Source organism: Streptomyces sp. NPDC018031 (genome assembly GCF_044327625.1).
Lineage (GTDB): Bacteria > Actinomycetota > Actinomycetes > Streptomycetales > Streptomycetaceae > Streptomyces.
Window position 1 is genome coordinate 78,213 of sequence record NZ_JBIRFT010000011.1, and the last position, 23,637, is coordinate 101,849.

The following is a 23,637-nucleotide window of genomic DNA, read 5'->3' on the forward strand; positions in this document are numbered from 1 at the left end:
CGGCGGCCCCGGCGGGGTGCCCGATGCTGACGCTCACCGGGGACCTGCGGACCCGTACCTTCGCCGGTGTCTGCCACGGCACCCTCGGCGAACTCTTCCAGGGGCCGCTGCGTCCCGACGCCCGCCCGGACATCGCGCTCGTGTCGTTCCCGGTGGACCGCCACTCCTGGGTGTACTTCACCCCCGGGGACGGCCCGCCGGATCCGCTGCCCGCCGGGGAGAAGGCCGCCACGGCGGCGCGCCTGTTCCTGGACCACTTCGGGCTCACCCTGCCGCCCGGTCGCTGGAGCGCCCACACCGACCTGCGGGTCGGGGTCGGCATGGCGAGCTCGACCGCCGACATCGTGGCCACCCTCCGGTGCCTGTTCCGGGTGTTCGCCATGCCGTACGACCCGGACGTGGTGATCGCCGTCCTGTCCGCGATCGAACGGGCCGACAGCGTCTTCCTGGACGAGTTCGTGCTCTACCTGAGCGGCCGGCACCGGGTGGTACGGCGCCTGGGCACCGACATCGGCTTCCACACCGCCTTCGTCACCGAACCGGGGACGGTGGACACGGCCGCCGTCACCCCGCTGCTGCTGCGGCACTACCGGCGGCGCGCGGAGGAGTACCAGCGGTGCCTGACCGACCTGCTCAAGGGCTTCTCCTCCGGTGACCCGGCCGCGGTGGCGCGGGCGGCGACCACCAGCGCGGTGCTGTCCCAGGAGGTGCTGCCCAAGCGGTCGTTCGAAGCCGTCCTGGCGCACCGTGAGGACATCGGCGCCGACGGGGTCTTCGTCGCCCACACCGGCTCGCTGGTCGGCTACCTCTTCTCCCGGCGTCCGGCCCCCGCGGTCCGGGACGAACTCTCCGCCTTCTTCCACTCGCTCGGCCACCAGTGCTCTTTCGCCCAAGGAGGCTACGGGTGATACACACCCACATCGCTGACGCACTCAAGGTTCCCGACCTGATCCGGCTGACGGACCGCATGGTCCTGGTCCGGTTCGAGTCGATGAAGATCTACTCGGCTCTCGCGGCCGTCCGCCACCTGCTGGACCGGGGCACGGTCCGCCCCGGCCAGACCCTGATCGACAGCTCCAGCGGCATCTACGCCTACGCGCTGGCCCTGGCCTGCCACCGGTACGGCATGCGGTGCCACATCGTGGCCTCCACCACCGTGGACGCCACCACCCTCGCCCAGCTGGAGGTCCTCGGCGCCACCGTCGAGCAGGTGAGGCCCTCCCGAAACCTCAAACTGGACCAGGAGTTACGCGTCCGGCGGGTGCGGGAGATCCTCGCCGAACGGCCCGACACGCACTGGATGCGCCAGTACCACGACGACATCCACTACCTGGGGTACCAGGAGGTCGGCGACCTGGTGGCCGCCACCGTCCCGGACCGGCCGCTCACCGTGGTCGGCGGCGTCGGGTCCGGCGCCTCGACGGGCGGGCTCGTCGAGCACCTCAGGCGCCGGGACCCGTCCGTCCGGCTGGTCGGTGTCCAGCCGTTCGGCAGCGTCACCTTCGGCAGCCAGGACCACCACGACCCGGAGGCGATCATCGCCGGCATCGGCTCCTCGATCGTCTTCGACAACGTCCGCCACCACCTCTACGACGCCGTGCACTGGATGGACTTCACCCACGCCATGTCCGGCACCGTCGCCCTGCTGCGCGAGCACGCCGTCTTCGCCGGGCTGTCCACCGGCGCCGCCTACCTCACCGCCCTGCACGAGGCGCGCCGCCAACCCGAGCAGCTCCACCTGGTGATCGGGGCCGACACCGGCCACCGCTACGTCGACCTGGTGCACGCCCGGCACGCCGAGGCCCAGGACCCGGCCGCGCTCAAACCGGTCGAGGTCGGCACCCCCGAGGACATGTCCATGCCCTGGTCCACCATGGCGTGGGACCGCACCCCCTGCCCGACGCACTGGAAGGAAGCGGCGGCGTGACCCTGGTCTGCCTGGAATCCCTCACCTTCGGACTGGGACACCTGGTCCGCGCCGCCGACCGGGCCGGCGAACGGCTGTGCCTGCTGACCCGCGACCCCTCCTGGTACGGCCACGAACTGGACCGGCTCCCGGCCGGTTCGCTGGACGTGGTGCGGGCCGACACCCTCGACCCCGAAACGGCGGCGGCGTGCCTGGGCCGCACACCGGACCTGCGCGGGCTGATCAGCTCCACCGACACCTGGACGCTGACCGGCGCCGATCTGACGGACCGCTTCGGCCTGCCCGGCCTGGACGCGGCGGTGCTGCGGCTCACCCGGGACAAGGCCGCGGTCCGCGACCGGCTGTTCGAGGCCGGACTGACGCGGGCCCGCGCGGTGGTGGCCGACCCCCGGGACGCCGACGCCGCCGCGCTGGTGGTCAAGGAGGTGGGCCTGCCGGCGATCCTGAAGGACACCGCGGGGACCGGCAGCCAGAACGTCTGGCTGGTCCGGGACGAGAAGGAGACGGACGCCGCGCTGCGCGAGGCCGCCCCCCGGCGGCTGACCGGCCGGCTGTTCGCCGAGCCGTACTTCTCCGGACCGGTGTACAGCGCCGAGACCCTCACCTGGGCGGGGCGGACCCGGCTGCTGGGCGTGTCCAGCCGGCTGATGTCGGCGGAGCCGCGGTTCCGCGAGGAGATCACCGCGTTCCCCGTGGCGTTCCCCGGAACGCGCCACGACGAGCTGGAGCGGTGGCTCGACCGGGTCCTGGCGGCGATCGGGTACACCGACCGCTTCGCCCATGTCGAGTTCGCCCTCACCACCACCGGTCCGGAAGTGGTCGAGATCAACCCGCGGATCGGCGGGGCCCTGGTCGGCCACGGCATGTGCCGGGCGCTCGGGGTGAACGTCTACGAGGCGATGGTGGAGGCCGCGCTCGGGCGCCGGCCGGCCCTCATGGACGCCGAGCTGCCCGGCGGGCCGGCCGTCGCCTTCGTCCTGGGCTACCCCCGGCACCCGGGGGTGTTCACCGGTGTCGCCGGCCTGGAGCGGCTGGCGGACATGCCGGGGTCGCCCGCCTGGTACCCGGTGAAGCGGGTCGGCGACCCGGTGGAGCACCTGGGCGACAGCCGCGGCTACGCGGGCATCGTCTACGCGGAGGGCGAGACGGCCGAGCTGGCCACGCACTGCGCGGTCGCCGCCGCCAACGCGGTGCGCGTGCTCACCGAGCCGTTCCCGGAACCGGCCGGCGACCGGCCCAGCGGTGGCTGAGCGCGCCGGCCGCCGGGCACGGGACCGGGGACTGCGGGCCGCGCTGTCCACACTGAGCGGCCCCCTGCGCTTCCTGCTGCTCAGCTCCTTCCTGATCCCGCTCGGCAGCTTCATGGTGCTGCCGTTCATGTCGGTCTTCCTCCACCAGCGGCTCGGGATGGGACTGGGCGCGGTCGGCGTGGTGCTGGCCGCGGCGTCCCTGGTCCAGTTCTCGGGCGGGATCGTCGGCGGTGCGCTCGCCGACCGGTGGGGTCTGCGGCGCACCATGGTCTGGGCGCTGGTGGTGCGCACCGCGGGGTTCGTGGCGTTCCTGCTGGCGCTGCGGTGGCCCCCGCTGGCCGTGGGCGCGCTGATCCTGACCTGCTGCGGCGCGGCGCTGTACCTGCCCGCCAACAAGGCGTACCTGGTCCACGGCGTGGCCGACGAGCGGCGGCCGGCGTTCCTGTCGGCGGGCAACGCGGCGCTCAACGCGGGCATGGCGGTGGGCCCGCTGATCGCCGGACCGTTCGTGCTGACGTCGCCCGGTCCGCTGTTCCTCGCCGTCGCGGCGCTGTTCGCGGTGGTCACGGCGGGCCATGCGCGGCTGCCGGAGCAGGGGGAGGAGCGCCCGCGCGGGAGCGGCACCGGCCAGGGACTGCTGACCGGGGTGGCCGTGCTGCCGTTCGCCGCCAACGCGCTGGCGTTCTACCTGTACTTCCACTTCCAGCACTACCTGGCGGTGTACGCCGTGGAGCGGGCCTCCAGCGCGTTCTACAGCGTCGTGCTGCTGACCTGCTTCGTGCTCGTCATCGTCGTCCAGCCGTTGGCCTCCGGCCTGATCCGGCGGATGAGCTACCCGGCGGCCCTGGTGACCGGGTTCGCGGGACTGGCCGCCGGCCTGGCGGTCCTGGGCTGCGGCAGCAGGGCGGCGCTGCTGGCCGGCGGAGCGCTGATCACCCTGGGCGACATCGTGCTGTTCCTCAAGAACGACCTGGAGGCCCTGCGGCTCAGCCCGCGCTCGGACGCCGTGGTCTTCGGCCAGCAGCGGCTCGCCGCCGGCCTGGGCGCCTGCGCCAGCGGTGTGCTGGGCGGGCAGCTGTACGACCTGGCCGAACGGGCCGGCGACACCGGCGGGTTCTGGCTGCTGGCCGCCGCGCAGTGCCTGCTGCTGCCCCCGCTCCTGCTCCTGCTGCGCCGCGGCGCGGCCGCCCCTGCTGTCCACCACGACGACACGGAAGGGACACCGATCCTTCGATGACACACACCGGCGGGTTCCAGGACGACGACTTCTGGACCGAGTTCTACGACTTCCTCTTCCCGGCACAGCGCTTCACCCAGGCGGAGGAACTGCTCGACAGCTCACCGCTGCTGTCGTTCCCGGACGGGGCGAGGGTGCTCGACCTGTGCTGCGGCGCGGGCGTGTTCACCGTCCCGCTGGCCCGCCGGGGCTTCGAGGTGACCGGCGTGGACCGCAGCCCGGCCATGCTGGACCGGGCGCGCAAGCTGTCCGCCGACGCCGGCGCGGCGGCCAGGTACGTGCGGTCCGACGTGCTGGAGTACAGCGAGCCCGGGGCCTTCGACGTGGTCCTCAACATGTTCACGTCCTTCGGCTACTTCGCGGACCCGGCCGACAACGCCCGGGTCCTGAGCACCATGCACGGCTGTCTGGCGCCGGGCGGCACGCTGCTCCTGGACCTGGCGGGCAAGGAGCTGCTGGCGCGCAAGGTCGTGCCCCCCAAGGTCGTCCGGCGCGGCGCGGACCTGCTGGTGCAGACCGACACGGTGCTGGACGACTGGGCGCGGCTGCGCAGCGACTGGGTGCTGGTGCGGGGGGACCGCGTGACGCGCGCCAGTCTGGTGTGGTTCGTCTACAGCGCCGTGGAGTTGCGGGAGATGGCCGAGCGGGCGGGGTTCCGGAACATCGAGATCTTCGGCGGGTTCGACGGCCGCCGCTACGACCAGGACGCCGAGCGGCTGATCCTCCGGGCGACCCGCGGGGAGTGAAACCACCGGGGGCGCGCGGTGTTTCACCGCGCGCTCTTTCGCCGTTCGTCCGGCGAATCGTAATATCACCCGGTCATCACCGCGACGGGAGATCAGGAAGCCGGTGCGATTCCGGCACGGTCCCGCCACTGTGACCGGGGAGTGCACCCCTTGGAGACGGCCACTGCGCGCGGCGCGGGAAGGCCCGGGGGAACGTCGATCCGGGAGTCAGGACACTGGCCTGTCGCGGGCCCGATCCGAGGAGCGCGGACTCCCCAGGAGGCTCTACGTGTACGACGGCACGACCCGTTCCCCTTCCCCCGCCCCGCCCGCACGGCGCCGCCGCGCGCCCCGCGCCGCGGCGCTCGCGCTCGCCCTGTCCGCGACCCTGTCGGCCGGCTGCGGCACCTCCGGCGACACCCGCGACGACCGCCCCGCCGCGTCGTCCGCGACGGGCTTCCCGGTCACCATCGACAACTGCGGGACCCGCACCACCTACGACAAGCCGCCGTCCCGGGTGGTCACCATCCACCAGCACCCGGCGGAACTGATGCTCGCCCTCGGGCTGAAGGACCGGATGGTGGGCACCGCCTTCCCGGACTCCGCCGTACTGCCCGAACTGCGCGAGGACTTCGAGGCCGTGCCCGAACTGGCCGAGAGGGAACCGTCCTTCGAGACCGTGCTGGAGGCCGAACCGGACTTCGTCTACGGCGGCTACGGCAGCGCGTTCGCCGAGAACGAGGGCCGCTCCCGCGCCGCGTTCGCCGACGTGGGCATCGACACCTACCTCAACCGCGAGTACTGCGGGCGGAAACAGGTGTCCATGAAGGACACCTACGACGAGATCCGCACCATCGGCAGGATCTTCGGTGTCCCGGAGCGGGCCGACCGGCTGGTCACCGACCTCCAGGCGCGCGTCCGCTCCGCCACCGACGCGGTCCGGGACGCGCCCGCGGTGCCCGTGTTCGTCTACGACAGCGGCGACAAGGCGGCGTTCACCGCCGGTGGCAAGAGCCTCGGCACGGAGATCATCCGGCTGGCCGGCGGACGGAACGTCTTCGCCGACCTGGACGAGGTCTTCGGCGAGGTGTCCTGGGAGCAGGTGGTCGCCCGGAACCCCGAGGTCATCGCCGTCTACGACTACGCGGGGGCCGGCAGCGCCGAGCGGAAGAAGGAGTTCCTGCTCGACCAGCCCGCACTCGCCGACGTCCCCGCGATCAAGAACAAGCGGTTCGTGGTGCTGCCGCTCACCGCCACCCTGGTCGGCGTCCGCCCGCCGCACGCGGTGCAGGACCTGGCCCGCGGACTGCACCCGCGGAGGTTCCGGTGACCGCCCCGCCGAAGTCCGTCCCCCGCACGGTGCCCCGGGCCCGGACCGCACCCGGCGCGGCCGGACCGCGCCGCTGGGGCCACCCGGTGACCCTCGGGGTCCTCGGCCTGCTGCTCCCGCTCTCCCTCACGGCGGGCATGGCCATCGGATCGGTGCACGTGCCGCCGGGCGAGGTGTGGGGCATCGTGACCCACGCACTGGGCGCCGGCTGGTCCGAGCCCACCTGGTCCCGGGCGCACGAGACGATCGTGTGGGAGGTCCGGGCGCCCCGCGTGCTGCTCGGCGCGATGACCGGGGCCGGGCTCGCGGTGGTGGGCACCGCCATGCAGGCGCTGGTACGCAACCCGCTCGCCGAGCCCTATCTGCTGGGGGTCTCCTCCGGCGCGTCCCTGGGCGCGGTCACGGTGATCGTCTACGGCCTGAGTGTGTTCGGCACCGCCTCGCTGTCGGCCGCCGCGTTCGCCGGGGCGCTGCTCACCCTGCTCGTGGTGTACACCACGGCCCGGGCGGGCGGCCGGATCACCCCGGTACGGCTGGTGCTGTCGGGCGTGGCGGTCGCCGCGGTGCTCACCGCGGTGATGGACCTGCTGCTGCTGACCAGCGACCGGGGCAACGAGGCCCGGGCGGTCCTCGCCTGGACCCTCGGAGGTCTCGGCGGAGTGCGCTGGGACACGCTCTGGCTGCCCGGGGCGGCGCTGCTGCTGGGCATCGGCGTGCTGCTGATCCAGGCCAGGTCGCTGAACCTGCTGCTGGCCGGTGAGGAGTCGGCCGCCACCATGGGGCTCGACGTGGCCCGGTTCCGGCTCCGGATGTTCGTCCTGCTCTCCCTGGTCACCGGGGTCCTGGTGGCGGCGGCCGGGCCCATCGGCTTCGTCGGCCTCATCCTGCCGCACATCGTGCGCCTGTTCGTGGGCGGCGACCACCGGCGGGTGCTGCCGGCCGCCGCGCTCGGCGGAGCGGTGTTCCTGGTCTGGGCGGACATCGCGGCCCGGACCGTCGCCGCCCCGACCGAGATACCCGTCGGCGTGCTGACCGCCCTGTGCGGCGGGCCGTTCTTCCTGTGGCTGATGTACCGCGACGCGCGCCGGGACGACCGACGGGGGCCGGGATGACCGCGGCCGAACTCGCCGTCGAAGGCGTCACGCTCACCGCCGGCGCCCGCCACCTGGTGCGGGACGTCTCGCTGGCCGCCCGGCCCGGCGAGGTGATCGGACTGGTCGGCCCCAACGGCAGCGGCAAGTCCAGCCTGCTGCGCGCCGTCTACCGGGTGCTGCGCCCGGACACCGGACGCGTCCGGGTGGACGGGGCCGACACCTGGTCGCTGCCCGCGCGGCGGCTGGCCCGCACCCTCTCCGCCGTGGTGCAGGAATCCGGTGCGGACTTCGACCTGACCGTCCGGGAGGTCGTCGCCATGGGCCGCACCCCGCACCAGCGGCTCCTCGCGGGCGACACCCCGGAGGACGCCCGGCTGATCGAGTCGGCCCTCGCCTCCGTGGACGCCGCGGAGCTGGCGGACCGGCCCTTCGACCGCCTCTCCGGCGGCGAGCGGCAGCGGGTGCTGATCGCCCGGGCCCTGGCCCAGCAGCCCGCGCTGCTGGTGCTCGACGAACCGACCAACCACCTCGACATCCGGCACCAGCTGGAGGTCCTCGGCATCCTGCGGCACCTGCCCGCCACCGTCCTGGTGGCCCTCCACGACCTGAACCTGGCCGCCTACTACTGCGACCGCCTCTACGTACTGCGCGACGGCGAGGTGACCGCCTCCGGCCCGCCCGTCGAGGTGCTCACCCCGCGGCTGCTGTCCGAGGTGTACGCGGTGGCGGCGGAGGTGACGGTGCATCCGCGGACCGGCGCCCCGCACGTGACCTTCCTGCCCGGGGAGGCCGCCGGGCCGCGAACGGCCCCGCCCGGCCACCCCGGCGGCCGGGCGTGCGGTCACCCGCCCGCCGAAGGGCCGGCCACGCCCGCCGAACCGTCCAGGAACCCCAGTACCAGGGGGCTCGCCAGCCGGCGGAACTCCTCGAAGTAGGCGTGCCGGGCGCCCTCCAGCAGGTGCAGCCGGGCCCGCGGGACACGGCGCGCCAGCAGCGGCGCGTTGGCCACCGGGTTGAACCGGTCGGCGGTGCCGTGGACGACCAGGGTGGGCGCCTGGATGCGGGGCAGCGCGTCCCACGCGTCGTGGCGGTTGCTGGCGAGGAGGTGCCGCCGCCGGGCGTAGGCGGGCATGGCCGGATCGCCGACGGTCCGGTGCGGTCCGGGATGCGCTGCGAGCCACTCGGGGGTGTACATCAGGTCGAGCAGCGCGGCCCGGACGGCCGCCGGGTCCGCCCCGGCCAGGGCCGCCCGGACGGCCCGGTCCCGTTCCACGGCGTGCGGGCCGCCGGGTGAGGTGCAGCCGAGCACCAGGCGGTGGACGCGGTCGGGGTGCCGGGCCGCGACCCACTGCGCCACCCGGCCGCCCATCGAGGTGCCGTACACATGGGCGCGCTCGGCGCCGAGGTGGTCGAGTACGGCGACGACGTCCCCGGCGAACCCCTCGGTGCTGTAGGGCTGGTCGGGCTTGTCGCTGTCCCCGGTGCCGCGGTAGTCGAGGGTGACGGTGCGGTGCGCCGCCTCGAAGTCACCGCGGACCGCGTCCCACCAGTGATGGTCGTTGGACTGCCCGGCGAGCAGGACCAGGGGAGTGCCCCGGCCCCGCACCTGGTAGGCGATCCGGTGTCCGTCGGTTGCGGTGGCGTACGGCATGGGGCCCCTCGGGCAGCAGACGTCGGGTCGGTGCGGCCGGCCCGGAGCCGGGGCGGCCGGGCCGGGCGTGCCGCCCGCCGCCGCTGCACGTCGTCCGGTGATCCGCCGTCACCCGGTCATGATCCATCCACCGGACGGTCCGGTCGAGGGGATTTCGCCGGGCCGTCCGGCGGCCCGCACACCATCCGGCCCGGCCTCCGGGCCCCGCCCCGGCGTCCGGCGGGCACCCGGCGCTCGGCGTTCCGGGACGCTGGGCCGGATGGCGCAACGGCGACCCGCACGGAGATGTACACCCGGCCGGGCCACCCTAGCTTTGCCGGTATGGCGACGTTCCCCCCACCGGCTGCGACCCGTCCGGTGCCGCGCTCCGAGACCCGCCTCGCCCTGGTGATGAACGGCGGGGTGAGCCTCGCGGTGTGGATGGGCGGGGTCACCCACGAACTGGACCTGCTGTGCCGGGCCTTCCAGGACGGCGCCGAGGACCTGCCGCCCGGAGACCGGGACGCCGAGGTCCACGCCGTCTGGCGGGAACTGGCCGCGGAGGCCGACACCCGGGTCGTGGTGGACATCGTGGCCGGCACCTCCGCCGGAGGACTCAACGGCATGGTCCTCGCCACCGCCCTCGCCCGCCGGGCGCCCCTGCCCGACCTGCGGGAGCTGTGGGACAAGTCCGCCGCGCTGAGCGAACTGCGGGAGCCGGTATCGCGCACCAGCCTGCTCAGCGGCGACGCGTTCCGCGGCAAGCTCCAGCGGGAACTGCGGGCCATCGGCGCCGAGGGCGCCGGACTGCGGCCGCCCCAGCCGGTCACCCTCTTCGTCACGGCCACCGCGCTGGACGGGCGCGCCCGGTCGTTCACCGACGGCTTCGAGAACCACTTCGACGTCCGCGACCACCGCCGGCTCTACCGGTTCCGCCGCGGCCACACCGTGAGCTTCCGGTACACCGGAGGCGGCTGGCGGTTCACCGACCGGGAGACGGACGACTTCGAGCCCGCCGACACCGCCGTCCTGGTGGAGGCGGCGCGCGCCACCGCGAGCTTCCCCGGCGCCTTCGCCCCGGTCAGCGAGCAGCCGATGCTGGGCAACCGGGTCCTGCCGGCGCTCGTGCACAACGACCGCGCCGGCTGTGTCATGGACGGCGGTGTGCTCAACAACGCGCCCTTCATGCCGGTCCTGGAGGCCGTCAGCAAACGCCGCCTGGACGCCCCGGTCCGCCGGCGGGTGGTCGTGTTCATCGTCCCGTCCACCGGGCGGCTCACGATGGAGGACGCCGGCCGGCAGGAGTGCGAGGACAAGCCGTGGCCCGGCGCGGTGGCGAGCGCCCTGCGGTATCCGGCCGAGGCCGACTTCCGGAGCAGCACCGAGGAGCTCGGCGCCCGGCTGAGCACCAGCATCCGGGACACCCAGCTCGACCTCTTCAGCCGCGCCCGGGAGTCCGGCACCCTGGCCGGCCGGCTGAACCGGACCGCGCTCGGGCTGCTCACCGAGTACCGCCGCAACCGTGCCCGCGCGGTCCTCCTCGACGTGCGCAGGCGCCTGGAGGAGGCCGAGACGGTCACCGCCCTCGTCCCGGCACCGGAGGCGGGCATCGCCGAGGTCGACGCCCTGCTCGCCGGGCGGGACCCCAACTGGCTTCCCCCCGCCCGGGCCAGGAGGCTGACCGCCTGCCACCGCGGCGAGTGGCGCTGGGGCCTGGTGACCTGCGTACGGGTGCTGCAGTGCCTCAGCAACGACCTGCACGAGCTGCACCGCAGCCGCGACGAACTGCCCCCGGCGCGGCGCACCGCCCTGATCGAGGGCGCGGTGTCCGTCCACGACCTGCTGGAGAAGGCACAGGCCCTGTTCGACGCGTCCGACGCCCGACTGCGGGTGCTGCGCCCGGTGGGCGGCGGCATCTCCGACGACCTCGCCGCCACCCTGCTGCAGCGGGTCTTCGAGGAACTGGCGGTCCCCGCCCGGGTCGCGTCCCTCGTCGAGCAGGCCGCCGGCACCTACGCCACCGCGCTGCGCCGGGCCGGGGTGAAGCGGTGGCGGCCCCGCGACGTCGTCGAGACCTGTCTGGCCGTCGAGATCGCGACCCGGGTCTACGCCCCGCCGTCGAAGATCGTCGAGCCGCTGACCCCGGACTTCCACTTCCTCCGCCTGGGCCCCGACGCGATGAGCCCCCTGCTCAACGAGGACCGGTTCGCCGACATCGGCGACCGCAAACTGTACGGCCTGCGGTTCGAGCACTTCGGCGCCTTCATCCACTCCCCGTGGCGCCGCTCCGACTTCGCGTGGGGGCGCATGGACGCCGCCCACCACCTGCTGCGGCTGTTCCCGATGTCCGACGACGAGCGCCGGCAGTGGGAGATCCGGCTGCACCGGGCGATCCTGGCCGCCGAGGCCCCGGCCGGCAGCCCCTCGGCGGTGGACTGGATGCGGGGCAACCTGGAGGAGTTGAAGGAGCCGACCGACAACGGACTGCTGCGCAAGGTCCGGGACACCGACCCGGCCGCCTGGCGGTCACTGCGGCAGGTCGCGCGGTCCTCGCTCCGGCTGCTGCGCGTCCCCTGGTGGGCGCGGGTGCTGAGCGGCCCGGCCCGGAACGCCGCGTGGCGGGCCTATCTGGACGATCCACGCAGTGTGCGCGGCCGGGTGAAGCGGGCCCTGGTGGGCACCTTCGTCCTGGTGGTGGTGGCGTTCGCGGCGCTGGTGGCGGGGATCACGTACCTGCTCTCCTGACCGCCCGGGCGGACCGGACGCCGCGGCCCCGGCTCCGGTGTTCCGCGGGGACCCCGTGACTGCCGCCCGGTGCCCGGTGGGTACCGTGCTGTCATGATCGACACGGGCGATGAGCGGGCAGCGGACGGGTACGAACTCGCCGAAGGGGTGCCGTCGGCGGCGGACTACCGGATGCTCCGCACCTCCACCGGTCTCAGCGACCGCTCCCTGGCGGCCGCGACCGCCGGGCTGGCCGGAACCTGGTTCGGAGTGGTGGTGTCCCGGGCCGGCGCCCCGGTCGGCATGGGCCGGATCATCGGCGACGGCGGGAGCGCGTTCCAGGTCGTGGACATCTGTGTGCTGCCGTCGCACCAGGGGCGAGGCCTGGGGTACCGGATCATGCGGGCCTTGATGGACGGGCTGGAGCGGCGGGCTCCGGCCGACGCCTACGTCTCCCTGATCGCGGACGGCGACGCCCACCGGCTCTACCGGAAGTTCGGGTTCGGCGACACCGCACCGCACTCGATCGGCATGCACCGATTCGTCGGAACGCGCTGACGGGGGGAGTTCCCCGCCGGTGGAGCGCGGCGCTCCGGGCACGCCGCGGCGAACCGGTGGAACCGGCCCCTCCGGGCTCCGCGCCGGCCCGACGGGGCCGCCTCCGAGGCCCGTCCGCCGGTGTGCCGGGACCCCGGGCGCCGGCCGTCGGACCCGCCAGGGAAGGGCGGTGACACCGGCGCGCGGCGCCCGCGGACCGCTCCCGGAACGGCAGGGCCTCGGGCACAGTGGTGTGCACGGGGGCGACAGCTCCCCTTGCGAAGGGATGAGAACTGACCATGCTGACGTCCTTGCGTGACGAGATACTGCGCCGCAACCCCGGGGAGCCGGAGTTCCACCAGGCGGTGGGCGAGGTACTGGATTCCTTGTCGCCGGTCCTGGCCGTCCGTCCCGAACTGGCCGAGGCCGGGCTCGTCGAGAGGCTCACCGAGCCGGAACGGCAGATCATCTTCCGGGTCCCGTGGCAGGACGACTCCGGTGCGGTCCGGGTGAACCGCGGTTTCCGGGTGGAGTTCAACAGCGCGCTCGGCCCCTACAAGGGCGGCCTGCGCTTCCACCCCTCGCTCAACCTGGGAATCGTCAAGTTCCTCGGTTTCGAGCAGATCTTCAAGAACGCGCTGACCGGCCTCGGCATCGGGGGCGGCAAGGGCGGCAGCGACTTCGACCCGCGCGGCCGCTCGGACGCCGAGGTGATGCGCTTCTGCCAGTCGTTCATGACGGAGCTCCACCGCCACCTCGGCGAGCACACCGACGTCCCGGCGGGTGACATCGGCGTCGGCGGCCGGGAGATCGGCTACCTCTTCGGCCAGTACCGGCGGATCACCAACCGCTGGGAGGCGGGCGTGCTCACCGGCAAGGGCCTGGGATGGGGCGGCTCCGCCACCCGCACGGAGGCCACCGGTTACGGCAGTGTGCTGTTCACCGCCGAGATGCTCCGCAAGCGCGGGCAGGACTTCGACGGCCAGCAGGTGGTGGTCAGCGGGTCCGGCAACGTGGCGATCTACACCGTGGAGAAGGCCCAGGCGCTCGGCGCGCACGTGCTGACCGTCTCCGACTCCCAGGGCTACATCGTGGACGAGAAGGGCATCGATCTCGCCCTGCTCAAGGAGATCAAGGAGGTCGAACGCGGCCGGATCAGCGACTACGCGCAGCGGCGCGGCCCCTCCGCCCGCTACGTGGCGGGCGGCCGGGTCTGGGACGTCCCCGCCGACGTCGCGCTGCCCTCGGCCACCCAGAACGAGCTCGACGCCGACGCCGCCACGGCCCTGGTGCGCAACGGGGTGAAGGCCGTCGCCGAAGGCGCCAACATGCCCACCACCCCCGAGGCGATCCGGGTGCTGCACGAGGCCGGCGTCGCGTTCGGCCCCGGAAAGGCCGCCAACGCGGGCGGGGTGGCCACCAGCGCGCTGGAGATGCGGCAGAACGCGGGCCGTGCCACCTGGCCGTTCGAGCAGGTCGAGCGGGAGCTGGCGCAGGTCATGCGGGACATCCACGACACCGCCTGGGAGACGGCGGAGCGCTACGGCCGCCCGGGCGACTACGTGACCGGAGCCAACATCGCGGGCTTCGAGCGGGTGGCCGAGGCGATGCAGGCGCAGGGCCTGGTGTGACGCGCCGTCCGGGGCCGTACGACCGGCCCCGGACGCCCCCGGTGGGCGCGGCGGTCACCACCGCCGCGCCCGCGGCCCGCCCGCCCGGACCACCCCCGCCCCGCTGTCCGTCCCTCGTCCGGCCACCGTCCGGCCACCGTCCGTTCGCGGTCCGTTCGCCGTCCCCGGCAGGTGACCGGGGCCCGGGGCCGTGTCCGCGACGCGATCCGGAGGGTGCCGCGTGACACTGGTCGCACCCCGTCGGCCGGGCCGCCGGACCGGGGTGGCGGACCCGGACGCGACGAGCGCAGACTTCCGGGGCGCACCACCGATGAGTTCCGCCGGCCCGCGTCGTCTACCTCGGTGGACAGGGAATCACCGGCGACTCAACCGTGGAGAACCAGCATGCGAAAGATCACGGCCCAGCTGTTCATCTCGCTCGACGGCGTCGTGGAGGCGCCCGACCAGTGGCACTTCCCCTACTTCGACGACGAGATGGGCGCGGCCGTCGACGCGACCCTCGGCAAGGCCGACACCCTGCTCCTCGGCCGCAGGACCTATGACAGCTTCGCCGGCGCCTGGCCGGAGCGGGAGGCGGCCGGCGGGGAGGACGCGCCCTTCGCCAAGGTCCTCGGCGACGCCCGCAAGATCGTGGTGACGCGTCAGCGGCCCGAGTTCGGCTGGCGGAACTCCGAGCGCCTCGACGGCGACCTCGTCGAGGCGGTCACCGCGCTGAAGAACGGGCCGGGCTCCGGACCCATCGCCATGAGCGGCTCGGTCTCCGTGGTCCGTCAGCTGCTCGCCGCCGGACTCCTGGACGAACTGCACCTGATGGTGCACCCGATCGCCGTCCGGAAGGGCGAGCGGCTGTTCCAGGAGGCCGAGACTCCGGTCCCGCTCCGGCTGATCTCCTCCGAAACCTTCCGGTCCGGGGTGCTGAACCTGCGCTACGCACCCGCCGAATCGCCCGGCCCGGCCGGCTACGAGGAGGCCAGGACCCATCTGCCCCAGCCCGGCGAGTAGCCGAGGCCCGGCCGGGCGACGGCCGCACGCCGCGGACCGCGCCCGGGCCGGGGGCCGTGGCACCCGGCCACCGGTACCGTCCGGACCGGCCCCGGCACGGTGACCGGACACTTCGGCGCCCGCCGAACCGTCGGGTTCATAGGGTCGGGACCATGGACACCACCGCGCATCCGGACCCCGCTCCCACGGCGATGGCGCCGGGCGGCCCGCCCGGCGGGACCCCGGCGGACGACGGCCGGGACCGGCGCCGGTTCCCCGGTCGTGCCGTGCCGGGCACCGGCACCCACGGGGTGCGGCGGGGCGCCGTATGAACCCGTGGGAGATGCTCGCGGTCCTCGGAGCGGGAGTCGGCGCCGGCGCGATCAACACCGTCGTCGGCTCCGGAACCCTGATCACCTTTCCGGTGCTGCTCGCGGTCGGCCTGCCGCCGGTCACCGCCACGGTCTCCAACGCGCTCGGACTGATCCCCGGCTCCATCAGCGGAGCCATCGGCTACCGGCGGGAGCTCCGCGGCCGGCGCGGGCGCGTGGTGAAGCTGGGCGCCGGTGCCGCGCTCGGCGGCCTGGCGGGTGCCACGCTCCTGCTGGTCCTGCCCGCCGCCGCGTTCGAGACGATCGTGCCGGTGCTGGTGGGCCTCGCACTCGTGCTCGTCGTCCTGCAGCCCCGGATCAGCGAGCGGGTGCGGCGCCGCCGCGAGCGGACCGGATCGGTCGCTCCACCGGACGGCGGGCCGCTGCTGTTCACCGGGCTGATGCTGGCCAGCGTCTACGGCGGCTACTTCGCGGCCGCCCAGGGCATCGTCTACCTGGCCTTGATGGGCATGCTGCTGGACGACGGCATGCAACGCCTCAACGCCGTGAAGAACGTCCTCGTCGCGGTGGTCAACACGGTCGCCGCCGGGTTCTTCCTCGCCGTCGCCGACTTCGACTGGACGGCCGTGTCGCTGCTCGCGGCCGGCTCCGCCGTCGGCGGCCAGATCGGGGCGAGAGCGGGCCGCCGGGTGAGCCCCGCCGTGCTGCGGGCGCTGGTGGTGGCCGTCGGCACGGTGGCCATCGTCCAGTTGCTGCTGCGCTGACCGGCCGCGCCCGGAGCCCCGCCGCGCCCCTCTGCGCACCGGAAGGCGGCCGCGGGCCGGCGGCTCCGGGCCGGGCTGGCGGCGCCGGCGGTCCGACATCCGCGGCGCCGCGGGCGCCGGTGGTCCGTCAGCCCGCCCGGTCCCCGGCCCCGGCCTGGGCCGGAACGCGCGGCTCACCGCGGAAGACCTGCCGGGTGTGCCAGTCGATGTGCTCCGCGGCCACCTGTTCGCTGCCGGGCTGCGGGCCGAGCAGGGGCCGCCCGGCCAGGTCCAGCACCCAGGCGCGGGCGGCCCGGCCGCGCCCGGTGAACTCCCGGGACACCAGAATGCGCCGCGTGCCGTCCAGCCCCAGCACCCCCTTGTCGAACAGCTTGTGATGCAGCGAGCACAGACACAGCCCGTTGCCCAGCTCGTCCGGGCCGGCGTACGCCCACCAGCGCACATGCGCCGCCTCCAGACCCACCGGGGCGCGCCCGAGCGCTCCGTCGAACCCGCAGAAGGCGCACCGGTGCTCGTAGGCGATCAGCACCTGCTCGCGCAGCCGTGCCCCGCGCCGCCGCGCCTCCCCGGACGCGTCCCGCCCCGGTATCGCCCGCACCGCCCCGTCGGCCGCGGCCAGGTCCAGTCCCACCGCCTCGGCGATGTCCGGGTGCAGGCCCGGTGGGAAGTGCGTGTCGAGCAGCAGCTGGGCCAGCCGCCCCAGCAGTGCCGGGTCGCGGCGCAGCTGCTCCCGCAGCCCCGGTGCCAGCCGTCCCTCCGCGCCGCTGTTCCGCAACGCGGTGAGCGTGGTGCCGGGACTGCCGGGCCCGGCAGTGGTGCGCACCTCCCACACCCCGTCACCGACCAGATGGTGGAAGGGGTACGCCGGCGAGGTCCGGTGGTTGGGGCCGTACTCGGCCAGCAGCCGGCGCAGGTCCTCCTCGACGTCGGTGAAGCGCAGCGCCGTGCCGGCGTCCCGCTGGAACCGCGCCAGCGCGTACAGCAGGAGCAGCGGTTTGTGCGGGGCCCGCCGCCCGTTCTGCGACCACTGGCGAAGCCCTCGCACCCGCTCGATCCAGTCCATGGCGGGACTGTAGCCAGCGGCCGGCCCGCGCCCGTCACCGGATGCCGCGCCCTGCCGCGACGCCGCCGCCCGCCCCGGGACGCCGCCCGCTCCGGCGCGGCCGGGCGGGGTCCGCGGACATCGGTGCGCCCCGGAACCCTCGCTCCGGGGCGCGGTCATGGCAGTGGGTCAGGCGTTCCGGTGCCGTCGGCTGTAGCGGCCGCCGCTCTGCCGCGGCACCCGGCTGAGCCGGCGCTGCGCCGGCCGGTCGGCGGGCTGGGCCACGACCAGCTCCGTGAACAGGGGGCGGGCCGCCACCAGGGCCTTCCGCAGCTCCTCCGTCCCGGTCTCCGCCGCGTCGGCGCGCCCGGCCACCCGGCGCAGTTCCCGGTAGCCCTCGACCTGGGGGGCGTAGTGCAGGGACAGCGCGTCGGCCCGGTGCTCCGCGCCTTCCGGGAAGCCGCGCTCGGTGGCCAGCCGGTCCAGCAGGTCGGCGGCCTCCGTGACGGTGGCGGCGGGAGCGTCCACGAAACGCTCCTGCAACCCGGCCCACCGGGCGACGTACTGCTCCCGCTCCTGCGGCGGCAGCGGACGGGGCTGCACATCGCCGTACCGGCGGACCCGTTCACTGAGTTCCCGCAGCGCCGCCCGGGTGTCGCCGCGGTGCTCCCGGACGGCCCGGTCGTACTCCGGGCCGAAGCGTCTGCGCAGGCCGCTCGCGCTGCTCTGGAGAACGGGCGGGGCGAGGATGAGCGCCACGATGATGGCCGCGGCCACGGCCAGGATGACGATGACGACTACCGGCATGCTTCCGCCTTCCGGGAAGAGGTCCCTCACGCGAGGCTTGGTGGAACCCAGCGTTACCCGGCGCTCACGGCGTAAACACGGGAGTGCCGGTGCCACCCCGCGCGGTGCCCCGCGGCCGGCCACGGATCAGCCGGTCCCGCGGCACCGGTCGCGGCGGGTCAGCCGGTGGCCGGGCACAGCGACCGGCGGCGGACCGAGACCAGCCACTCCTCCACCCGTGCGGTGTCCGGTTCCGCGGGCAGCGGGCTGTGCGCCAGCGCTTCGTCCAGGCGGGTGGTGAGCCGGTCGCGCCAGGCGCAGACCTCCCGCCACGGCAGTTCGCCCCGGCGCACGGCCAGCAGCCGGTCGCGGTGGGACCCCACGTCGGTCCGCACGGTGCCGCTCTCCAGCAGTTCGGCGCCGCTGATCAGCAGGCGGAGCAGGTGCATGACGTGTTTCCAGCGGGGCTCGCCCGCGTCAGCCCGTCGCGCCTGCGCCTTGGCGAACCGGGACTGCGCGTAGCGCGCGTAGGTCTGGTGGGCGCGGCGGGAGAGGAAGGCGGGGGAGAGCTCCCGCAGTTCGCGGCCGAGCGGCGTGACGCGTTCCACCAGGGGGCTGTGGAGGACTTCGAGGAGGTTGGGGTTGGCGGACAGGGCGAGTGCGCAGAACCGCTCGACCTCCCAGCTGAACTGCTCGGGGAGGGGACCGTCCAGGTGGGTGGGCGGTTTGCCGATGCGCCAGAAGTCCTCGGTGGGTGCGACGTACACCCCTCGCCGGTCCACGTCCGAGGCCGCGGTGGCGAGCCCGAAGGCCCGCGAACCCACCACGACCGACAGGATGGTGTGCTGCTCGACCCACTGCTCCCGTTGCGCCATACGGCCGATCCTCACCGAGGACCGGCTCACCTGGCCAGCGGGTTTCCGCACACCTCCGGGCGGGCGAACGGACGACCGGCCCGTCCCGCCCGCCGCGGGTCCGGCCGGCCGGACCCGCGGCGGGCCACGGCGGCCGGAGCCGCCGCGGCCCCCGTCTCCGCCCGGCGGCGGACGGCCGCTCCGCCGCGGAGGGTCTCGCCCGGGCACCCCCGTCCGGGCCGGCGCTCACACCTGGCCGCGCCAGGAGCCGGTCGCCGTCCCGCGGGATTCGATGAACCGCTTGAACCGCTCGAGGTCGCCGGTGACCTTCCGCTTGACGAAGCCGAGCTTGTCGCCGACCGTCTCGGCCAGGCCCTCCGGAGCGAAGTCCATCTGCAGCATCACCTTGGTCCTGGTGTCGTCCAGCCGGTGGAAGGTGACCACGCCGGCCTGCCTGGCCTCGCCCTCCACGGTGGTCCAGGCGACGCGCTCGTCCGGGATCTGCTCGGTGATCCGTGCCTCGAACTCCCGCTTCACACCACCGATCGAGGTCACCCAGTGGGTGAGCGCGTCGGTGCGCTGCTCGACCCGCTCGACCCCGTCCATGAACTCGGGGAACGACTCGAACTGGGTCCACTGGTCATAGGCGGTGCCCACCGGAACGGCGACCTCGATCGACTCCTCGACCTGCGACATGCCCACATTCCTTTCGGTCGGTACGGTGACCCGCCGCTGCGGGCCCCGGGCTTGGTGCCACGACGCCGCGCCTACCCCGGCCACCGCGCACCATGGCTCCGCCGGAGCAGCCCGCGCGGCGCGACGGCCCGGACACCCGTCGGCCGCATCCGGCCCCCGGGAGGCGGTCACCGGTCCGGCGGCCGGGCGACCGCCGCGAACTCCGGGGGCGGCGGGGCGGACGCCGGGCGCCGCCGTCGCGCAGCATGCCGAGGGTCAGGACGGTGCTGAAGCCGATGGCCAGCCCCCTGGTGAGCCCCACCGGCATGTGCAGGCCGAGGAGGTAGCCGCAGACCAGCACCGGCGCGCAGGCGCCCACCAGCACCGGACGGGGGGTCAGCGCGGCGATCCGCCACCAGGCCAGCTCGGCCGGGGGCCGGTCCCGCGGTGTCAGGAGCCCAGCGGATGCCCGGTGGTCACGTCCACATGGCCGGGGACCTCGTCGTGGCGGTCGCCGACCGTCGGGGTGCCGGTGGGTTCGAAGAGGAGGATCGCCGCACCGCCGGGGGCGCTCGGCCTGTGCTCCACGCCGCGCGGCACGGTGAAGACCGACCCCTGGGGGAGGGTGACGACGCGCTCCCCGTCGCCGTCCCGCAGGGCGATGCGCAGCTCACCGTCGAGCACCAGGAAGAACTCGTCGGTGTCGTCGTGGACGTGCCAGACGTGTTCGCCGCCGACCTTGGCGACGCGGACGTCGTAGTCGTTGACGCGCGTGACGATGCGGGGGCTCCACAGGGCGTCGAAGGTGGCCAGGGCTGCGGTGAGGGCGATGGGTTCGTTGCTCATGGGCCAGACTCTCGCCGCTTGAGCCCGGCCGGTGTGAGTGCTAGGAATCGCATATGCCGCAAGATTCCTCGCAGGGCGGCCGTGCGGCCGCCCCGCACCGGGTCGTCGTGATCGTGGACGAGAACTCCAACCCCTTCGAGCTGGGCTGCGCCACCGAGGTCTTCGGTCTGCGCAGACCCGAGATCGGCCGCCGCCTCTACGACTTCCGCATCTGCTCCGCCGCGTCGCGCACCCTGATGCGGGACGGGTTCTTCACCCTCACCGGGGTCGCCGGGCTGGAGGCGGCCGACGCGGCGGACACCCTGATCGTGCCCAACCGGCCCGACGTGGAGGTGCCCCGCCGGCCGGCCGTGCTGGACGCGGTGCGGCGGGCGCACGCACGCGGCGCGCGCCTGGTGGGCTTCTGCAGCGGCGCGTTCACCCTGGCCGAGGCCGGGGTGCTGGACGGGCGCCGGGCCACCGCGCACTGGCAGTGGGCGGACTCCTTCCGGTCCCGCTTCCCCGCGGTCCGGCTGGAAGAGGACGTGCTCTTCGTGGACGACGGCGACATCCTCACCGCCGCGGGCAGCGCGGCGGCGCTCGACCTGGGCCTGTACATCGTCCGCCGGGACCACGGCGCGGAGGTCGCCAACTCGGTCAGCCGGCGCCTGGTCTTCGCGGCACACCGGGACGGCGGGCAGCGGCAGTTCATCGAACGGCCGGTGCCCGAGGTGCCGGACGAGTCCCTGGCGCCGGTCCTGGCCTGGGCGCAGGAGCGGCTCGGCGCACCGCTCACCGTGCCGGACCTGGCGGCGCGTGCCGCGGTCAGCCCGGCCACCCTGCACCGGCGCTTCCAGGCGCAACTGGGCACCACGCCGCTGGCATGGCTCACCGGGGAGCGGCTGGCCCTGGCGTGCCGGCTGATCGAACGGGGCGAGACGCGCTTCGAGGTGGTCGCGCGGCGCAGCGGCCTCGGGACGGCGGCCCATCTGCGTGCGCTGATGCGGCGGGAGACCGGGCTCACCCCCTCGGCCTACCGGCAGCGGTTCGGCCCCGGGGCGGGACCAGGCGGGCGCCCCGCCGTGCCTCGCCACCCGGCGGCCGCTCCCGCCCCGGGACCGGGCGGCGGCTGACGGGGGCCGGAGCGGCGCCGGGCCGGCGCGGTGACCGGGCCCGGCCGGTCACCGCGGGTGCCGGGGCGCCGCACCGGGCACCGCCAGCCGCTGCACCTCGGCGTAGGACGGAGCGCCCACGTCCACCGGCCGGCCGTCCCGGACCGCCGTCGCGGCGGCCACCGCCGCCGCCAGGGCCCGGCGGTACAGCAGCGAGCCGAGGCTGACCCGGCGCACACCCAGCGCCGCCAGTTCGGCGAGGCCGGGACCGTCCGGCGTGTACAGGATGTTCAGCGGAACGGTGACGACCGCGGTCAGCGCGGCGATGCCCGCCGGGTCCGAGAGCCCCGGTACGAACACCCCGTCCGCACCGGCCCGCGCATAGCCGGCCAGGCGCGCCGCGGTCTCCTCCTGTCGCCGGCCCAGCCAGTGGGTGTCGGTGCGCGCGTTGACGAACAGCCCGGGCACGGCGGCCTTCACCGCCGCGATCTTCGCCGCGTGCAGCTCCGCCGGGGCGAGCGTGCCGTCGGGGCGGCCGTCTTCGAGGTTGATGCCCGCCGCGCCCGCCGCGTACAGCTCCCGGGCCAGCCGGGCCACCTCCTCGGGGGCGTCGCTGAACCCCCCTTCGGCGTCGACGGTGAACAGGAACGCGCCACGCCCGAGCCGCCTGGCCAGTGCCACGGTCGCCCCGGCGGTGGCGGCCGCCCCGTCCGGCAGACCGGCGGCCGCGGCCACGCCCAGGCTGGTGGTGCCGACGGCGGCGAACCCCTGCGCGGCCAGGGCCGCCGCCGAGGCGTGGTCCCAGGCGTTGGGCAGCAGCAGCGGATCGGCCTGGTGGTGCAGACGGGCGAACGGGGACAGCGGGCGGTCCGCCCGCCGGTCCGCCCGCCGGTCCGGGCGCGGGTCGCGGTCGTGTGCGGTGTGCGTCATGCCCCGACGCTAGGGCAGGGACGTTTCGGTGCCGGCCGAACCGTGGGGGGCCGGCGTCACCGCCGGGCCGGCCGCGCCCGCCCCGCAGCCGGTCCGCCCGGGCCCGGAGCGCTTGATCTAGACCGCGCTCAAGCTCGTACAGTCGGCGGCATCACCCCAACTCTCCCCACTGACAAGGGATCTTCCACCATGCGCTACCGCGTTCTCGGCGGCACCGGCATCGAGGTGAGCACCTACTGCCTCGGTGCCATGATGTTCGGCCACGTGGGCAACCCGGACCACGACGACTGCGTACGGATCATCCACTCCGCGCTCGACCAGGGCATCAACTTCGTCGACACCGCCGACATGTACTCGGGAGGCGAGTCGGAGACCATCGTCGGCAAGGCGCTGGCAGGCCGCCGGGACGATGTCGTGCTCGCCACCAAGGTGTACTTCCCGATGGGCGAGGGCCCCAACCGGGGCGGCAACTCGCGGCGCTGGATCGTCCGGGAGGTGGAGGACAGCCTGCGGCGGCTGGGCACCGACTGGATCGACCTGTACCAGGTGCACCGGTTCGACCACACCACCGACATCGAGGAGACGCTGTCGGCCCTCGGCGACCTGGTCCGCCAGGGCAAGATCCGGGCGTTCGGGTGCTCGACCTTCCCGGCCGAGGAGATCGTCGAGGCGCACCACGTCGCCGAACGCCGAGGCCTGCAGCGGTTCCGTACCGAGCAGCCGCCGTACTCGCTGCTCGCCCGGGGCGTGGAGGCGAACGTGCTGCCGGTCGTGCAGCGGCTCGGCATGGGCGCGCTGACCTGGAGTCCGCTCGCCTCCGGCTTCCTCACCGGCCACTACCGCAAGGGCCGGCCGATCGACCTCACCACCGGCCGTCCCGCCCTCACCCCGTACCGCTTCGACCCGGCGGCGCCCGGCAACGCGGCCAAGTTCGAAGCCCTCGAGGAACTGGTCGCCGTCGCGGAGGACCTCGGCTGCACACTGCCGCAGCTGGCGGTCGCCTTCCCGCTGGCGCACCCGGCCGTCACCTCGGTCATCATCGGCCCGCGCACCCACCAGCAGCTCCAGGACACCCTCGAGGGCGCCGGGCTGGTCCTCGACGACGCCGTCATGGACCGGATCGACGCGATCGTCCCGCCCGGCACCAACCTCTACCACCCCGACGGCTCCTGGCGTCCGCCCTACCAGACCGACCCCGTCCGGCGGCGCCGCGCGGCCGGCGACCGGTCCGCCGCCTGACGGCCGGGGCGC

At 74.6% G+C, this 23,637-nt stretch carries 23 protein-coding genes and 1 riboswitch; of the genes, 16 read left to right on the forward strand and 7 right to left on the reverse strand.

What is annotated here, in order from left to right; genetic code table 11:
* The first annotated feature begins 23 nt into the window (after positions 1-23).
* The 8 genes from ACH4B3_RS23130 (at position 24) to ACH4B3_RS23165 (ending at position 8,498) form a co-directional block, all read left to right on the forward strand.
* A complete protein-coding gene (locus tag ACH4B3_RS23130; protein WP_398465524.1) occupies positions 24-908 on the forward strand; it encodes a hypothetical protein in 885 nt (294 codons plus the stop codon).
* The gene (locus tag ACH4B3_RS23135; RefSeq protein ID WP_398465526.1) at positions 905-1,927 is read left to right on the forward strand and encodes a cysteine synthase family protein; all 1,023 of its coding nucleotides are present in this window, start codon (positions 905-907) and stop codon (positions 1,925-1,927) included. The genes ACH4B3_RS23130 and ACH4B3_RS23135 overlap by 4 nt, the downstream gene beginning before the upstream one ends.
* Positions 1,924-3,177 carry an ATP-grasp domain-containing protein gene (locus ACH4B3_RS23140; RefSeq protein ID WP_398465527.1) on the forward strand — a complete coding sequence of 418 codons (1,254 nt, stop codon included), beginning with the start codon at positions 1,924-1,926 and terminating at the stop codon, positions 3,175-3,177. Before ACH4B3_RS23135 ends, ACH4B3_RS23140 begins: the two co-directional genes overlap by 4 nt.
* Complete coding sequence (locus ACH4B3_RS23145; RefSeq protein WP_398465529.1) at positions 3,170-4,414, forward strand: MFS transporter; 1,245 nt, start codon at positions 3,170-3,172, stop codon at positions 4,412-4,414. Before ACH4B3_RS23140 ends, ACH4B3_RS23145 begins: the two co-directional genes overlap by 8 nt.
* On the forward strand, positions 4,411-5,160 hold the full coding sequence (locus tag ACH4B3_RS23150) for a class I SAM-dependent methyltransferase (RefSeq protein ID WP_398465531.1): 750 nt from the start codon (positions 4,411-4,413) through the stop codon (positions 5,158-5,160). Before ACH4B3_RS23145 ends, ACH4B3_RS23150 begins: the two co-directional genes overlap by 4 nt.
* A gap of 53 nt (positions 5,161-5,213) precedes the next feature.
* A riboswitch (cobalamin riboswitch) is annotated at positions 5,214-5,399 on the forward strand.
* A 29-nt stretch (positions 5,400-5,428) separates the two neighbouring features.
* Positions 5,429-6,469 (forward strand): ABC transporter substrate-binding protein, encoded by a 1,041-nt coding sequence (locus ACH4B3_RS23155; protein ID WP_398465533.1) that lies wholly within the window; start codon positions 5,429-5,431, stop codon positions 6,467-6,469.
* A 29-nt stretch (positions 6,470-6,498) separates the two neighbouring features.
* Positions 6,499-7,581: a FecCD family ABC transporter permease gene (locus ACH4B3_RS23160; RefSeq protein ID WP_398465782.1), complete on the forward strand. Its 1,083-nt coding sequence runs from the start codon at positions 6,499-6,501 to the stop codon at positions 7,579-7,581.
* Positions 7,578-8,498, forward strand: coding sequence for an ABC transporter ATP-binding protein (locus ACH4B3_RS23165; protein WP_398465535.1), 921 nt, complete (start codon positions 7,578-7,580; stop codon positions 8,496-8,498). The genes ACH4B3_RS23160 and ACH4B3_RS23165 overlap by 4 nt, the downstream gene beginning before the upstream one ends.
* Here ACH4B3_RS23165 and ACH4B3_RS23170 read toward each other — a convergent pair.
* On the reverse strand, positions 8,405-9,214 hold the full coding sequence (locus ACH4B3_RS23170; protein ID WP_398465537.1) for an alpha/beta fold hydrolase: 810 nt from the start codon (positions 9,212-9,214) through the stop codon (positions 8,405-8,407). The genes ACH4B3_RS23165 and ACH4B3_RS23170 overlap by 94 nt on opposite strands.
* Positions 9,215-9,535: 321 nt before the next feature.
* Here ACH4B3_RS23170 and ACH4B3_RS23175 point away from each other — a divergent pair, with 321 nt between their 5' ends.
* The 6 genes from ACH4B3_RS23175 to ACH4B3_RS23200 all read left to right on the forward strand — a co-directional run bounded on the left by ACH4B3_RS23175 (position 9,536) and on the right by ACH4B3_RS23200 (position 16,162).
* The gene (locus ACH4B3_RS23175; RefSeq protein WP_398465539.1) at positions 9,536-11,938 is read left to right on the forward strand and encodes a DUF3376 domain-containing protein; all 2,403 of its coding nucleotides are present in this window, start codon (positions 9,536-9,538) and stop codon (positions 11,936-11,938) included.
* A gap of 93 nt (positions 11,939-12,031) precedes the next feature.
* On the forward strand, positions 12,032-12,475 hold the full coding sequence (locus ACH4B3_RS23180) for a GNAT family N-acetyltransferase (protein ID WP_398465541.1): 444 nt from the start codon (positions 12,032-12,034) through the stop codon (positions 12,473-12,475).
* A 278-nt stretch (positions 12,476-12,753) separates the two neighbouring features.
* The gene (gene gdhA / locus ACH4B3_RS23185; protein ID WP_398465543.1) at positions 12,754-14,085 is read left to right on the forward strand and encodes an NADP-specific glutamate dehydrogenase; all 1,332 of its coding nucleotides are present in this window, start codon (positions 12,754-12,756) and stop codon (positions 14,083-14,085) included.
* A 384-nt stretch (positions 14,086-14,469) separates the two neighbouring features.
* On the forward strand, positions 14,470-15,087 hold the full coding sequence (locus ACH4B3_RS23190) for a dihydrofolate reductase family protein (RefSeq protein WP_398465545.1): 618 nt from the start codon (positions 14,470-14,472) through the stop codon (positions 15,085-15,087).
* Between the two features lie 152 nt (positions 15,088-15,239).
* Positions 15,240-15,398: a hypothetical protein gene (locus ACH4B3_RS23195; RefSeq protein ID WP_398465546.1), complete on the forward strand. Its 159-nt coding sequence runs from the start codon at positions 15,240-15,242 to the stop codon at positions 15,396-15,398.
* Complete coding sequence (locus ACH4B3_RS23200; RefSeq protein ID WP_398465548.1) at positions 15,395-16,162, forward strand: sulfite exporter TauE/SafE family protein; 768 nt, start codon at positions 15,395-15,397, stop codon at positions 16,160-16,162. The genes ACH4B3_RS23195 and ACH4B3_RS23200 overlap by 4 nt, the downstream gene beginning before the upstream one ends.
* A gap of 127 nt (positions 16,163-16,289) precedes the next feature.
* Here ACH4B3_RS23200 and ACH4B3_RS23205 read toward each other — a convergent pair whose 3' ends face one another.
* The 5 genes from ACH4B3_RS23205 to ACH4B3_RS23225 form a co-directional block, all read right to left on the reverse strand.
* Positions 16,290-17,225, reverse strand: a complete 936-nt coding sequence (locus ACH4B3_RS23205) for a phosphorothioated DNA-binding restriction endonuclease (RefSeq protein ID WP_398465550.1) — start codon at positions 17,223-17,225, stop codon at positions 16,290-16,292.
* Positions 17,226-17,393: 168 nt separating this feature from the next.
* Positions 17,394-18,011 carry a hypothetical protein gene (locus ACH4B3_RS23210; protein WP_398465552.1) on the reverse strand — a complete coding sequence of 206 codons (618 nt, stop codon included), beginning with the start codon at positions 18,009-18,011 and terminating at the stop codon, positions 17,394-17,396.
* Between the two features lie 158 nt (positions 18,012-18,169).
* Positions 18,170-18,865 carry a DNA polymerase beta superfamily protein gene (locus ACH4B3_RS23215; RefSeq protein WP_398465554.1) on the reverse strand — a complete coding sequence of 232 codons (696 nt, stop codon included), beginning with the start codon at positions 18,863-18,865 and terminating at the stop codon, positions 18,170-18,172.
* Between the two features lie 225 nt (positions 18,866-19,090).
* Entirely contained in the window at positions 19,091-19,540 is a 450-nt protein-coding gene (locus ACH4B3_RS23220) for an SRPBCC family protein (RefSeq protein WP_398465556.1), read from the reverse strand.
* Positions 19,541-19,969: 429 nt separating this feature from the next.
* On the reverse strand, positions 19,970-20,365 hold the full coding sequence (locus ACH4B3_RS23225) for a cupin domain-containing protein (protein ID WP_398465558.1): 396 nt from the start codon (positions 20,363-20,365) through the stop codon (positions 19,970-19,972).
* 53 nt (positions 20,366-20,418) lie between these two features.
* Between ACH4B3_RS23225 and ACH4B3_RS23230 the strand changes: the two genes are divergently transcribed.
* Positions 20,419-21,477 carry a GlxA family transcriptional regulator gene (locus ACH4B3_RS23230; RefSeq protein ID WP_398465560.1) on the forward strand — a complete coding sequence of 353 codons (1,059 nt, stop codon included), beginning with the start codon at positions 20,419-20,421 and terminating at the stop codon, positions 21,475-21,477.
* Positions 21,478-21,525: 48 nt separating this feature from the next.
* Here the strand turns inward: ACH4B3_RS23230 and ACH4B3_RS23235 are convergent, their stop codons facing one another.
* On the reverse strand, positions 21,526-22,386 hold the full coding sequence (locus ACH4B3_RS23235) for an isocitrate lyase/phosphoenolpyruvate mutase family protein (RefSeq protein WP_398465562.1): 861 nt from the start codon (positions 22,384-22,386) through the stop codon (positions 21,526-21,528).
* A gap of 189 nt (positions 22,387-22,575) precedes the next feature.
* Between ACH4B3_RS23235 and ACH4B3_RS23240 the strand changes: the two genes are divergently transcribed.
* On the forward strand, positions 22,576-23,625 hold the full coding sequence (locus tag ACH4B3_RS23240; protein ID WP_398465564.1) for an aldo/keto reductase: 1,050 nt from the start codon (positions 22,576-22,578) through the stop codon (positions 23,623-23,625).
* Positions 23,626-23,637: the final 12 nt, after the last annotated feature.

Coding starts and splice junctions, on each gene's coding strand:
- ACH4B3_RS23130 (WP_398465524.1), top strand. CDS start 24: ATGCTGACGCTCACCGGGGACCTGCGGACCCGTACCTTCGCCGGTGTC.
- ACH4B3_RS23150 (WP_398465531.1), top strand. CDS start 4,411: ATGACACACACCGGCGGGTTCCAGGACGACGACTTCTGGACCGAGTTC.
- ACH4B3_RS23165 (WP_398465535.1), top strand. CDS start 7,578: ATGACCGCGGCCGAACTCGCCGTCGAAGGCGTCACGCTCACCGCCGGC.
- ACH4B3_RS23170 (WP_398465537.1), bottom strand. CDS start 9,214: ATGCCGTACGCCACCGCAACCGACGGACACCGGATCGCCTACCAGGTG.
- ACH4B3_RS23175 (WP_398465539.1), top strand. CDS start 9,536: ATGGCGACGTTCCCCCCACCGGCTGCGACCCGTCCGGTGCCGCGCTCC.
- ACH4B3_RS23180 (WP_398465541.1), top strand. CDS start 12,032: ATGATCGACACGGGCGATGAGCGGGCAGCGGACGGGTACGAACTCGCC.
- gdhA (WP_398465543.1), top strand. CDS start 12,754: ATGCTGACGTCCTTGCGTGACGAGATACTGCGCCGCAACCCCGGGGAG.
- ACH4B3_RS23190 (WP_398465545.1), top strand. CDS start 14,470: ATGCGAAAGATCACGGCCCAGCTGTTCATCTCGCTCGACGGCGTCGTG.
- ACH4B3_RS23195 (WP_398465546.1), top strand. CDS start 15,240: ATGGACACCACCGCGCATCCGGACCCCGCTCCCACGGCGATGGCGCCG.
- ACH4B3_RS23200 (WP_398465548.1), top strand. CDS start 15,395: ATGAACCCGTGGGAGATGCTCGCGGTCCTCGGAGCGGGAGTCGGCGCC.
- ACH4B3_RS23205 (WP_398465550.1), bottom strand. CDS start 17,225: ATGGACTGGATCGAGCGGGTGCGAGGGCTTCGCCAGTGGTCGCAGAAC.
- ACH4B3_RS23210 (WP_398465552.1), bottom strand. CDS start 18,011: ATGCCGGTAGTCGTCATCGTCATCCTGGCCGTGGCCGCGGCCATCATC.
- ACH4B3_RS23215 (WP_398465554.1), bottom strand. CDS start 18,865: ATGGCGCAACGGGAGCAGTGGGTCGAGCAGCACACCATCCTGTCGGTC.
- ACH4B3_RS23220 (WP_398465556.1), bottom strand. CDS start 19,540: ATGTCGCAGGTCGAGGAGTCGATCGAGGTCGCCGTTCCGGTGGGCACC.
- ACH4B3_RS23225 (WP_398465558.1), bottom strand. CDS start 20,365: ATGAGCAACGAACCCATCGCCCTCACCGCAGCCCTGGCCACCTTCGAC.
- ACH4B3_RS23230 (WP_398465560.1), top strand. CDS start 20,419: ATGCCGCAAGATTCCTCGCAGGGCGGCCGTGCGGCCGCCCCGCACCGG.
- ACH4B3_RS23235 (WP_398465562.1), bottom strand. CDS start 22,386: ATGACGCACACCGCACACGACCGCGACCCGCGCCCGGACCGGCGGGCG.
- ACH4B3_RS23240 (WP_398465564.1), top strand. CDS start 22,576: ATGCGCTACCGCGTTCTCGGCGGCACCGGCATCGAGGTGAGCACCTAC.